Source organism: Wenyingzhuangia marina, assembly GCF_900130035.1.
GTDB lineage: Bacteria > Bacteroidota > Bacteroidia > Flavobacteriales > Flavobacteriaceae > Wenyingzhuangia > Wenyingzhuangia marina.
The window spans coordinates 497,081-509,798 of record NZ_FQXQ01000001.1; the positions used below are offsets into that span (position 1 = coordinate 497,081).

The following is a 12,718-nucleotide window of genomic DNA, read 5'->3' on the forward strand; positions in this document are numbered from 1 at the left end:
AGTTTGTAAAGTTGTACAAAACTTACTTTCAGAACAAAATCAGCAATAGTTACTACAAGATTAAAAAGTTTTATATAAACAACTACTTTTTAACTTTATAAACTATTCAACTTTAAAAACTAAAAACAATGAAAGTAGCAATCGTAATGGGGTCTGATTCAGATTTACCAGTAATGCAAGAAGCCATTGATATTTTAAAAGAATTTGAAATAGAAACTGAAGTAGATATTGTTTCTGCACACAGAACTCCAGAAAAATTATTTGACTTTTCTTCCAATGCTCACAAAAGAGGCATTTCTGTAATTATTGCAGGAGCTGGTGGTGCTGCACATTTACCAGGAATGGTAGCTAGTATGAGTCCATTACCTGTGATTGGAGTTCCAGTAAAATCTAGCAATTCTATTGATGGTTGGGATTCTGTATTGTCTATTCTACAAATGCCAGGGGGAGTTCCTGTGGCAACCGTTGCCTTAAACGGAGCAAAAAATGCAGGAATTTTAGCAGCTCAAATTATTGGAGCAAGCAACAGTACTGTTTTAGACAGCATAGTCGCTTACAAAGAAGGACTAAAAACCAAAGTAATTGAAGCTGCTGAAAGAGTAAAATCTTCTCAACAAGAAAAATAAAACTTTTTCATAAGTTTATACCTTAATAACGCCTCCTCACGGAATGAAAATAACAGAACACATTCAACAACCTATTTATAAAGAAATGGCTGCCTTTGAAGATAAATTCAAAGAAGCCATGGCTACCAAAGTACCGTTGTTAAATCGTATTACCCACTACATTGTTCGTAGAAAAGGTAAACAAATGCGACCAATGTTTGTGTTTCTTGTTGCTAAAATGGTTTCTAACGGAAACTTTAACGAAAGAACTTACAGAGGAGCTGCTGTTATTGAATTAATTCACACCGCAACCTTAGTACACGATGATGTGGTTGATGACAGTAATAAACGTAGAGGTTTCTTTTCTATCAACGCTTTGTGGAAAAATAAAATCGCTGTTTTAGTGGGTGATTTTTTGCTCTCTAAAGGATTGTTACTAAGCATAGACAATGATGATTTTGACATTCTAAAACTGATTTCTATCGCGGTGCGAGAAATGAGTGAAGGAGAATTGTTACAAATAGAAAAAGCCAGACGTTTAGATATTACGGAAGATGTTTATTTTGAAATCATCAGACAAAAAACCGCCACTTTAATTGCTGCTTGTTGTGGAATTGGAGCAGCCTCTGTAGGAGCCAACAAAGAAGAGGTTGACAAAATGCGTTTGTTTGGTGAATACATCGGGATTGCTTTTCAAATAAAAGATGATTTGTTTGATTATTCTGAAGAACAAATCGGAAAACCTACTGGAATTGATATTAAAGAGCAAAAAATGACTTTGCCTTTAATTCACACCTTAAATAATTGTAGCGATAAAGACCGTAAATGGTTAATCAACTCTGTTAAAAATCATAATACAAATAAAAAGAGAGTGAAAGAGGTCATTCAATTTGTAAAAGACAATAATGGATTGGCTTACACCACTAAAAAAATGCACGATTATAAAAATAAAGCCTTAGATATTTTAAACACCTATCCAGATTCAGAATACAAAGAATCATTATTAACCATGATAGATTACGTGGTAGAACGTAAAAAATAAGGTGTTTTTTACTCCTTTATTCCTTACCATCGTTTTTTGACAAATAGTTCACTAAATTAGTTCTACAACGGTTTGTTAAATAATGAAAGTATTCAAATTTATTTTCTTCTATTTTATCTGCTATAGTTCTTTTGGACAAATAGTAAACAAAAACCGTGTGACCAAAAATCTTAATACTAGTCAAGACACCATTACACTAGAAAATGTTGCTATTAGCCCTATAAATTTTCAAGTTAAAGATGTTAATGGAAATATAATTTCAGCAGATCAATATTATTTTAATCCGCAAAAAGGACAGCTTTATTTTTATAGTAAAACACCTCAACAAATAACTGTTAGCTATTTTAATTATCCTCCTTTTTTAACACAGACTTACAGTCCGTTTGATAAAAAAATAATTATCCCTAAAGCTACTCCCTCAGCAAACACTTATTCTTTGGAAAAAAGTTATGATAAAAGTGATTTTTTTGGAGACTTAAATACTTACGGAAACATTACCAGAGGAATTACCGTAGGAAACAATCAAGGATCTGTATTAAACTCAGGATTAGATTTACAAATCACAGGAAATTTATCAGAAAACTTAAAAATTAGAGCCAGTATTAAAGATTCTAATTTACCCATTCAAGAAAACGGAGTATCACAAAGTATTAATGAATTTGACCGTGTTTTTATTGAATTATTTACAGACATCTGGAACATTAAAGCTGGAGATGTTGATTTATCAAATAAGGATAGTTACTTTTTAAATTTCACTAAAAAAATTAACGGAGCAAAGGTTGATGTTGTTTTAGATGATGGAGATCAAAAAACGTTTATCACCGCTTCTGGAGCTTTGGTAAAAGGAAAGTTTACGACACAAAACATTAGCGCTATAGAAGGAAATCAAGGAACTTATAAATTGTTTGGAATTAACGGAGAGCAAAATATTGTAGTAATTTCTGGTAGTGAAACCATTTATATAAATGGAATTACCCTAAAAAGAGGTGAACAACACGATTACACCATTGACTATAATACGGCCGAAATTACTTTTACTCCTACCTTCCCCATCAACGCTTCTCAAAGAATTATTATTGATTTTCAATACAGCGATAGAAATTATAATCGTTTTGTTACCCACGATGGAGCTACTTATCAAAATGAAAAATTTACAATTGGAACTTATTTTTACAACGAAAATGATGTTAAAAGCCAACCTGTTCAACAAAACTTAAGTGATGAACAAAAACTAGTTTTACAACAAGCCGGAAACGATCCATCGCAAATGATTGCTAATAGTGCTGTTGAAGCAAGTTTTGATGAAAACAGAATTCAATATATTAAAAACAATGATGGTAATTTTGAGTTTAGCAACGATGAAAATGCTAATTTATTCAACATACAGTTTAGTTATGTAGGGAATAACAATGGAGATTATATCATCAATAAAACCACTGCTACCGGAACTATTTATGAATATGTAGGAACTAATTTGGGTGATTATTCTCCCGTAACTTTACTAATTGCTCCTACTAAACTACAAATGGCAGTGGTAAAAGCAGGTTATCAAGTTAATGACAACTCCTTTATCAATTCAGAAGTTGCTTATAGTAATAACGATCGTAATTTATTTTCTACCATAGATGACAATCAAAATCAAGGGTTGGCCACTACCTTAACTTGGCAGCAACAAATAAGTAACGGTGATTGGAAAATCAATAATTTATTTGATTTGGATTTTGTACAACAACAATTTAATAATGTAGAGGGTTTGTACAATGCTGAATTTAATAGAGACTGGAATATTGATGTAAATTTAACCCCTAACTTTTTAGGAAATCAAACCTATATTAGAAATGCTTTGGTTACTGAAAACAACAATCAACATAAAATTACTTTCAATACTGATTACTTAAAACTAGGAGATATTTTTACAGGGTATAAAGCAGGATTAAACTCTTATGACCATTTTGGAAAAGTTATTTTAAACACACAAACCAGTTATTTAAAAAGTAACAACAATTCTGAAGAAGGATATTTTGCTAGAAACTTTTCTACATTAAAATATCAACTAAAAAAAGCTTGGATAAGTGGTTTGTTCAATTTTGAGGACAATCAACAAGAAAACATACAAACAAATACTTTAAATCTCAATAATCAAAAACTGATAAAAACGGGATTGGTTCTTGGTATTGGAGATTCTACCAAAGTGTATTCTAAATTTGGTTTTGACATTACACAAATAGACAGTGTTCGCAACAATCAATCTGTAAAAGTTCAAAAAGCAAATAATTACTCTATAGAGAGCCAACTAATTAAAACAGAAAAAACTTCATTAAAAACATTTGTCAACTACCGAAGAGTAAAACATTTTTACACTGATGACTTGGATGTTTTTAATGGGAGAGCTCAATACACACAACAATTTTTTAAAAATATTTTACGTTGGGCTACGGTTTACGAAACCACATCGGGAAGTACCCCACAACAAAACTTTACTTATATAGAGGTGGAACCTGGACAAGGATATTATACTTATTTAGGCGATTTAAACAACAACGAAATTAAAGATTTTGATGAGTTTGAAGTAGCACAGTTTTCCGATCAGGCCAATTACTTACGTATAGTATTGCCAAATATCAACAGAGTGGCAACGCAAAAAGCAAAATTAAGTCAATCTGTATTTATCAATTTTATTCAATTTAAGAACAACGCATCAAAATGGTTAAACACCCTTTCTCATTTTTCCAATCAGTCTAGTGTTCTCATCAATAAAGACCAATTAAAAGATGGAAAAAAATTCAACATCAATCCTTTTGACATTAAAAACGACCAAATAATTGGATTGCAACAAAACATAAGAACCAGCTTCTTTTTTAACAGGGGATTACAAAACTACAGCACTACTTATACTTTTCAGAACAACAAAAACACACAAAATATTAGTAGTGATTTTCAAACCTCAACCCAAAGAATGCACGAACTTAATTTTCAACACAATATTTTAAGTTCTTGGATTATTGCCACCACAGCAAATACAGCAATCAACAACAACACAAGTACAGGCTTTAGCAGTAGAAATTTTAATATTCTTTCTAAAGAAATCAACCCCTCTGTTAGCTTCTTAAAAGATGAATTTTCTAACATAGAAACCAAATATACTTATAGAGATGAGTATAATAATTTAGGATTAGAATCGTTAAAAAGTCATGATTTTGGTTTAGAATACAATTATAACAATGCCAATAAAGGATCTATAATAGCCACTGTTAATATCATTGAAAACAATTACAACGGACCTATTAACACCCCTGCATCGTATAGAATTTTAAAAGGATTACAACCCAACAGAAACTATACTTGGTCTTTAATTGTACAAAAAAAACTAACCCAATTGTTAGACCTTAGTATTAGCTACAATGGACGAAAAAATACCGCTAGTAATGCCATAAATACTGGGAGCATACAATTAAGAGCTAACTTTTAAAAGGAATTAGGCGACCTCATAAAAATGACCTATTTTTGAACTATAAAAATTTACCCATGAAAAAAGTATTATTTCTGTTTGTTTTGTTGTGTACACTAAATATTTCTGCACAAAACAGCGAAATTAAAGTTGACCTTTTAGATATTTTAGTCTTAAGAACTTTAGATGTTTCTTATGAGCATCAATTAAATGATGAAGCCTCTATGGGACTTTCTGTATTCATCAACTTTGAGCCTAAAAGTAATGATTTCAGGTATAATGAAGATTTTCAAATCACCCCGTATTTTCGTCAATTTTTAACTGATACAGGAGGGTTTGATGTTTTTGGTGAGCTATTTGGAACCTTTAATTTTGCAGAAACTGAAGAAGATGAATTTGGAGACACTAAAAATTACTCAGATTTTGCATTAGGCCTAGGAGCTGGAGCCAAACATATTTCTAGAAATGGCTATATTTTTGAAATCAATGCTGGAATTGGTAGAAATTTATTTAATTCTAGTGTTTCTAGACAATTTGTTCCAAGATTTGGAATTAGCGTAGGTAAACAATTCTAAAAAAATCATGAACCGATTTCGTAAACAATACACTATTTCTGATTATCCATCTATTACCAAAGAGTTTATCAAATGGTTAGGATTTTCTTTAGTGATTGGTACGTTGGTTGGTATTGCATCAGCAGCTTTATTAGTCTCTTTAAACTGGTCTACTCATTACCGTGAAGCACATAAAACAATTATTTGGCTATTGCCCATTGGAGGATTGTTTGTAGGACTTTTATATCATTATTATGGTCAATCTGTAGCCAAAGGAAATAATCAACTTTTAGAAGAACTTAATAGCCCTAAGGACATCATCCCTTTTAAAATGGCTCCGCTTATTTTTTTAGGAACCGTAGTTTCTCACTTATTGGGAGCCTCTGTAGGTCGAGAAGGTACCGCTGTACAAATTGGTGGGGCTATTGCCGATCAGTTTTCAGGTTGGTTTAAGATGAATAAACATAACAGAAGAATTATAATTCTAATGGGAATTAGTAGTGGTTTTGCTGGATTGTTTGGGACTCCCTTAGCAGGAGCTGTATTTGCCTTAGAGGTTTTATTGATTGGTAAAATAAAATACAATGCTATTCTACCTTGTTTATTAGTCGCTGTGGTTTCTAATTATGTTTCTAGAGAAGTTTCACATTATTTACACGTTCCTCATACCCATTATCATATTGATGTAGTCCCTAAACTAAATACCCTAAACTTTTTTTGGAGCATTTTTGCAGGTATTTTATTCGGAATTGTGAGTACTTTTTTTTCCAAAGGCGTTAAGTTCTTTGGTCAATTTTCAAAGCACATTAAATACCCTCCGCTACGACCTGTTTTGGGAGGAATAGCCATCGCTATTTTGGTTTATTTTATTGGTACAAAATATATTGGTTTGGGAATTCCTACTATTCTAGAAGCTTTTAACACCACGATGAATAGTTACGATTTTGCTATTAAAATTATCTTAACTACTTTTTGTATCGCCTTTGGTTTTAAAGGTGGAGAAGTAACTCCTTTATTTTTTATTGGAGCCACTTTGGGTAGCGCTCTTTCTATGTTTGTTCCTTTGCCTATTGGTTTGTTAGCAGGAATGGGATTTGTTGCTGTTTTTTCTGGAGCCACCAATACACCTATAGCTTGTACGTTAATGGGAATTGAATTGTTTGGAATGGAAGGTGGTGTTTATATAGCTATTGCCTGTGTAACTGCTTATATTTTTTCTGGACATACAGGAATATACACCTCTCAAATAGTTGGGGTTGCCAAAACTGATAAATATTCAAAAGAAGAAGGTGTTAAAATCAATCAAATTGACAGAAAATAACACCTCCACTTATTATATTTTTTCTAATACGATTTGCTCTTTGTTTTTAGCTATCATTTGAGAGTAAAGTTCTTTTAATTCAGGATATTGATTAGGCAAAATCATTCCTGTATTAAATTCTTTTACAGACATTAAAATAATTTTATCGCCCATTTGCTGAATTAAATACTTATAACTTCCTTTGTTATCAGTCATTTTTGCATGTAATCCTTTAGGTAAAGAAACCACTTTATAACCTTTAGGAATGGTTATATTAATAGACCTTGTTTCAGAGTAAGGAGCAACCAAATCAACAGGATATTTTCTAGTTTCTAACGTAAATGGATTTTCTGTTTCTTTGAAGAACAACATAGGATTGATATATTTTTTCCCATTAATGGTTTCACAAAATTCACTCCCCTCTACTTCGGCTTTAAACATAATAGGTTTAGACAAATTATATTTATTCTTAATTTCATACGACACCACATTCATATGATAATCACTTTTTAATTTCTCCTTAAATTTATCATCACTTAATTGATTGTATTTTTTTCTAAAACTAAAAGCTTCTCTATCTGTAATTTTACTTTGTAAACTACATTTTAGATTAAAATCTTCATCAAAAACAGCATTAAGAATAAAGTTTTCTTGAGATTTTTTTGCCTTGGTTAAAGGAACACTAAAAGTTTGGCCTCTTTTATACAAAAGTCTACCTTCCCAGTTCATAGCTCTTGAAGGCACAAAATTAATAGCATGATAGGGATCACTTGCATCTAATAAAATCCTAAATCCTTGCTTACTTTCAACCGCTGCCATTACATAATTTAAACCATCTAATGTAGGATACAATGGTGTTCCATGTCCCTTGGTGCTAGACAAAACAGGATTTGCATTTATTCCTGCCTCTCTTAACATAGCCACCAACATTAAATTAATATCCGCAACACTTCCTGTTCCCTTTTTATAAGCATCTACAACTCCTTCATGTGTAAAAATACCGGTGTATTTATCCCAGGTAACTTTTGATTTTACGAAATTGAAAACAGCAGCTACAATCTCCTGTTCTGTTTCTTTACCAGCTATTACTTTTTCTAAATCTTCTGAGAAATATGAATGCTTTTTTAACTGAGATCCAAAACTACTATAATCGTATAATTTTTCACAAACTGATTCCCAAGAGGTTGAGTAATGCTCTATTACAGAGTTAGGGAAATCTACATAAGAAAGTTCATAACCTATAGTCCCTACATAGTCTTTGTAACTTGCTGTAAAAGGTTCATCATCTTTAAGAGCCAATATATTTTCACCTTTAAAAATTGTTTCCTCTTCATTATAATCTACACTAGATATTTCTGCTCCTTTTCCAAATAAAATTCTATTGTATTTATTTTCAACCGTAGGAGATAATGACATGTATCCTTTAGAACTTTTCTTGAAACCAAAATATTCTGGAATTCTTGTACTATGGTAAATAAACTTAATAGGTATTTCCTCCTGAATTTTAAAATCATCAATATCCCAAAAAACAGATCTTAATTCATATGACAACTCAACAATACTTCCTTTTTTTACATTTGGAAAAGCAATTTTTTTATAATTGTAGTATTCATTGTTTTCATCTGTATACATTTCTTTTTTTTCTACATCAGTCTCTTCAATTTTACCATTCACTAAATTATAAGTAGTAGCTTTAATTCTACTCAATTTATCTTCAGTCCTATTGCTTTTTGCATAAAACCGAATGGATTGATTTCCATAATCAAAACCCTCTTCATTATATATTTTTATAATGTCGTGAACTTTTACAATTTTTTGAAATCCTTTTTCTTTATCATACTCAAAACTTACTTCTTTGGTTTTATACAAATAAGCAGCTTCGGCAATAGAGTCTATAGAACATACTTCTTCTTTTAACTCTTCTTTGGTAATTTTTCCAAATTTGCGGTCTTGAGCCTTCATATTGTTAAGGCCTAAAACCATAATTATTAGTAATACTAGTTTTTTCATTTTTCTCGTTTTAGTACAATTTTTAAATTATCGTGTTTTCTAATAGCTTCTATAAAATCACAATAAGCAGTATACTCTTCTTTGGGGTACCTTCCTTCTTTTAAATAAAAAGATCTTGTGTATTTTAAAGTATGTTCATCAACCTTTACAATAGATACTATATAGTTTCCAAACTTATTTTTAATAGTCTTTCTAGAAGGAATTCCATCTGCTATAAAGTTTTTGGGAAGGTTTACCAATGTGGTGTCAATATCAACAAAACCTGTATTAATTTGAAAAGGCTGTTTTCTGTTTTCATATTTTTTCGTAGTCCTTCTGTACATGTTAAAAATATTCATCCTTAACATCATCTCTTTCCCCATAAAGGGGGCAAATTTTTGAATATTAACCTTTAGTTTTTCAGTAAACTGAAGACTGTCTTTATTATTTAAAAATTCATAATTTTTAAGAGATAGATTGTTGTCATAACTCCACCTTGATGATTTATAATACTTATTTAAATCTCTTTCTGTTTCAGTATCAAAATGGTATTTATCACTATACTGAATTCCCTTAGAAACAATTTTTAAATCGGCATTTATGTTTCCTAAACTATCTAAGTTAACAACAATATTAGACACCTGAGAGTTCTTTTCATCTGCATATTTAGGAGTATGTTTAATTACGCCACCTTCTTTTTCTAACACAAGTACATCTCTATCATCTGTAAAATCACCCAAAAAACCAAAAGGAATGGTTTGACTAGTACATTCTAACCAAACATCTTTGCCATGATTTAATTTAGGGAGATTTAAAATCATATGATTTCCTTGAATACTGGTGAACTCCTCATCAAAATCTCTTTTATTTTTGGCATAAACCAATACCCAATTAGATTCTATTCCCACAACATTCAACAACGCTTTTGTATAGTTTGATAGTCCTTTACAATCTCCATAACCTAATCTATCCACATCACTAGCTGGTGTAGGCTGCCACCCTCCTACACCAATACCCACATAAACATATCTTGTTTTCTTTTGCATATATTCATAAATAAGTCTTGCTTTTTTAAGCGTATCTGGTTCGTTTAAAACTAAATCTTGAACTTCAGTTTTTGTAGCCTCATCTAACTCAATTTGAGAGTTGTATAAATTTTCTCTTAACCATTTTCCAAATTGATTCCAATTATGAATATCAGATGCTGTAAACCCTTTTAAAGAAAACGTTGACAAACCTAATTTTACACTTGGTAAAATTTCCTCTAAACTCAAGGCATAACTCTCCCTTTTGATAGCTTTCACATTTTCTAATAAATAGTGAATAACTCCATCTTCTGATAAATCTTGAACCTGACTATCTATGATGTTTCTTTCTTTTTTATGAAGTTTAAAATTCTCAGGATTATTTAATATAAATTCGCTTCTTTCTACACTTACATTATACCCTTCAATAGGAAACCAATCAGGTATAAATGCTGTTGTCTTGGTTTTAAACTCGTATTGAAACTCTAATGTATATGGATATCTTCTCGGAGTAAAATCTAAAAACTTAACTCTATCATCAGAATAAAATCCTGATACAGCACTTCTATCTTGAAATTGTTTTTTAGAATACTCTCGTGTCTCTATTCCAAAGGCGTTGTATTCCACAGCAGAAATATCAACTATCTTAGAATCATCATTATAAGTTTTATAATAATCTACATGTTTATTCCCATCAGCATTAAGAACGGTAACCACCTTTGTGTATAACACCACCATACTTTTTTCGTCTTTTATAAGAATGTCGTACTTAGAAAGACGTATAATAGCATCGGCATTCTCTTTTAAATCTTTAGGAATTGAAGCAATAGAATAATCTTTTTTTTGACCAAACAAAAGTATTGGCGAACACAATAATAGTGTCGCAAGTTTGCACATCAATTTCATAGCTTAGTTTTTTGCTACAAAATAAAAATTTTTAGGCTAATTAAAAATACAATTGAATTTTATTATCTTTTAAAGAATATTCTTGATTAATTATTCGTCTTTCTTTATTAACTCTAGATCTTTATCAAACGGGCTTTTTAATAAGTTTTTAAAATTATTACATTTTTCTTTATCCATATTAACATCTACTCCGTATACAATTTCAGAAGGTTCTTTTTTCATAAAAGTAGAAAAAATATGATCCCAAATACTTAGCACATCTCCGTAATTACTATCTGTATAAGGCAGTTCATAGTGATGATGTACTTGATGTGTATTAGGCGTAATAAATACTAATGACACTATATTATTCAATTTATTTGGAAGCTTTAAAGTAATGTGTGAAATTAAATTAATTGCACTCTGAATAAATTGCCTTACAATTAAAATAGCAGGAGATACACCAACAACTAAAATCATTAAAATAGTATAAACCAACCTTAAAATACTTTCTCCAGGATGTTCCCTAACTGTGGTTGTAATATCTAAATCTCTATCGCTATGATGTACCTGATGAAATCTCCAAAAAAATGGAACTTTGTGCATCATTCTATGGTACAGGTATTCAAAAAAATCTAGTACAATAAACGCTAAAACAAAGCTCGGAATAAAACTTAATTTAAACGGAAAAAGATGTAAAAGACCCCACCCTGAAACTTCGGTCCACTGGGCTGTCATAAATACTCCTAGAGAGAACACTATTTGTATAGGCAAAACAAACAGTAAAAACTTAATATTTAATAAACTATGTAATAACTTTTCTTTTACTTTTTGTTGACCTAGAACCAGTTCTAAAATCCAAAAACCAATTAATACAGAAGCATAAATTAAAAACTGATTTGAAAATATTTTATTCATAGATTAATTATTATGCAGGATCATCTGTTTGTAAAACAGTCAAAACAGAAGAGCAATACTTTTAAGTATTAAATTACAAAAAAGCTATAAAAGAGGTAAAAAACCTTATAAACATACATTGTTTAATACCTAAATACGTTATCACAAAAACCTTACCTATATTTGTTTTATAATACATTAATTATGATTTTTACAGATACCCATACACACTTAAACAGCGAACAATTTGATGAAGACAGAAATGAAATGATTCAACGTGCCATTAAAGCTGGTGTAAAACGTTTGTTTATTCCTTCTGTTGACTCAAATTACACACAAAGCATGTTTGATGTTGCAGAAGCTTTCCCAGAAAATGTTCATTTAATGATGGGCGTTCACCCCACCCATATTAAAGATAATTACAAAGAAGAATTGGCCATTGCTCGTGAGTGGTTAGAAACCGGAAAGTTTGTGGCTGTAGGAGAAATTGGAATTGATTTGTATTGGGATGATACTTATGTAAACCAGCAAAAAGAAGCCTTTAAAACCCAAATACAATGGGCAAAAGAATTAGAACTTCCAATCAATATTCATTGTAGAAATGCTTTTAAAGAAGTTTTTGAGGTTTTAGAAGAAGAAAAATCTGATAAGCTATTTGGAATCTTTCATTGTTTCACTGGAACACTAGAAGATGCTAAAAAAGCAATTGGATACAATTTAAAATTGGGAATTGGTGGAGTTGCTACCTTTAAAAATGGAAAAATAGATCAATTTTTAGCAGAAATTCCATTGGAGCATATTGTATTAGAAACCGATGCTCCTTATTTAGCTCCCACTCCTTTTAGAGGAAAAAGAAATGAATCTGTATATGTAGTTAATGTTGCTGAGAAGTTAGCTACTATCTATAACAAAAGTTTAGATGAAATTGCAGCCATTACCACACAAAATAGTTTGGATATTTTTGGTGTTTAAT

At 30.8% G+C, this 12,718-nt stretch carries 9 protein-coding genes; 6 read left to right on the forward strand and 3 right to left on the reverse strand.

All coding sequences use genetic code 11. The features are described from left to right. Positions 1 to 128: 128 nt before the first annotated feature. From purE to BUB70_RS02185, 5 genes are all read left to right on the forward strand, one after another. Positions 129 to 626: a 5-(carboxyamino)imidazole ribonucleotide mutase gene (gene purE / locus BUB70_RS02165; protein ID WP_073118042.1), complete on the forward strand. Its 498-nt coding sequence runs from the start codon at positions 129 to 131 to the stop codon at positions 624 to 626. 43 nt (positions 627 to 669) lie between these two features. Further along, on the forward strand, positions 670 to 1,647 hold the full coding sequence (locus BUB70_RS02170) for a polyprenyl synthetase family protein (RefSeq protein WP_073118043.1): 978 nt from the start codon (positions 670 to 672) through the stop codon (positions 1,645 to 1,647). An 82-nt stretch (positions 1,648 to 1,729) separates the two neighbouring features. Then, complete coding sequence (locus tag BUB70_RS02175) at positions 1,730 to 5,116, forward strand: hypothetical protein (RefSeq protein ID WP_073118044.1); 3,387 nt, start codon at positions 1,730 to 1,732, stop codon at positions 5,114 to 5,116. Positions 5,117 to 5,172: 56 nt separating this feature from the next. Then, positions 5,173 to 5,670: a DUF3575 domain-containing protein gene (locus BUB70_RS02180; RefSeq protein ID WP_073118045.1), complete on the forward strand. Its 498-nt coding sequence runs from the start codon at positions 5,173 to 5,175 to the stop codon at positions 5,668 to 5,670. Positions 5,671 to 5,677: 7 nt separating this feature from the next. After that, a complete protein-coding gene (locus tag BUB70_RS02185) occupies positions 5,678 to 6,970 on the forward strand; it encodes a voltage-gated chloride channel family protein (RefSeq protein WP_073118046.1) in 1,293 nt (430 codons plus the stop codon). A 12-nt stretch (positions 6,971 to 6,982) separates the two neighbouring features. Here the strand turns inward: BUB70_RS02185 and BUB70_RS02190 are convergent, their stop codons facing one another. The 3 genes from BUB70_RS02190 to BUB70_RS02200 form a co-directional block, all read right to left on the reverse strand. After that, positions 6,983 to 8,959 carry a DUF3857 domain-containing protein gene (locus tag BUB70_RS02190; RefSeq protein WP_073118047.1) on the reverse strand — a complete coding sequence of 659 codons (1,977 nt, stop codon included), beginning with the start codon at positions 8,957 to 8,959 and terminating at the stop codon, positions 6,983 to 6,985. Further along, on the reverse strand, positions 8,956 to 10,869 hold the full coding sequence (locus BUB70_RS02195; RefSeq protein ID WP_073118048.1) for a DUF3857 domain-containing protein: 1,914 nt from the start codon (positions 10,867 to 10,869) through the stop codon (positions 8,956 to 8,958). The genes BUB70_RS02190 and BUB70_RS02195 overlap by 4 nt, the downstream gene beginning before the upstream one ends. Positions 10,870 to 10,959: 90 nt before the next feature. Continuing rightward, complete coding sequence (locus tag BUB70_RS02200; protein WP_073118049.1) at positions 10,960 to 11,766, reverse strand: sterol desaturase family protein; 807 nt, start codon at positions 11,764 to 11,766, stop codon at positions 10,960 to 10,962. Positions 11,767 to 11,949: 183 nt separating this feature from the next. Between BUB70_RS02200 and BUB70_RS02205 the strand changes: the two genes are divergently transcribed. After that, entirely contained in the window at positions 11,950 to 12,717 is a 768-nt protein-coding gene (locus tag BUB70_RS02205; RefSeq protein ID WP_073118050.1) for a TatD family hydrolase, read from the forward strand. The last annotated feature ends 1 nt before the right edge of the window (position 12,718 follow it).

Bases quoted from the DNA above. Each gene is read 5' to 3' on its own strand.
- purE (WP_073118042.1), top strand. From the start codon at position 129: ATGAAAGTAGCAATCGTAATGGGGTCTGATTCAGATTTACCAGTAATG.
- BUB70_RS02170 (WP_073118043.1), top strand. From the start codon at position 670: ATGAAAATAACAGAACACATTCAACAACCTATTTATAAAGAAATGGCT.
- BUB70_RS02175 (WP_073118044.1), top strand. From the start codon at position 1,730: ATGAAAGTATTCAAATTTATTTTCTTCTATTTTATCTGCTATAGTTCT.
- BUB70_RS02180 (WP_073118045.1), top strand. From the start codon at position 5,173: ATGAAAAAAGTATTATTTCTGTTTGTTTTGTTGTGTACACTAAATATT.
- BUB70_RS02185 (WP_073118046.1), top strand. From the start codon at position 5,678: ATGAACCGATTTCGTAAACAATACACTATTTCTGATTATCCATCTATT.
- BUB70_RS02190 (WP_073118047.1), bottom strand. From the start codon at position 8,959: ATGAAAAAACTAGTATTACTAATAATTATGGTTTTAGGCCTTAACAAT.
- BUB70_RS02195 (WP_073118048.1), bottom strand. From the start codon at position 10,869: ATGAAATTGATGTGCAAACTTGCGACACTATTATTGTGTTCGCCAATA.
- BUB70_RS02200 (WP_073118049.1), bottom strand. From the start codon at position 11,766: ATGAATAAAATATTTTCAAATCAGTTTTTAATTTATGCTTCTGTATTA.
- BUB70_RS02205 (WP_073118050.1), top strand. From the start codon at position 11,950: ATGATTTTTACAGATACCCATACACACTTAAACAGCGAACAATTTGAT.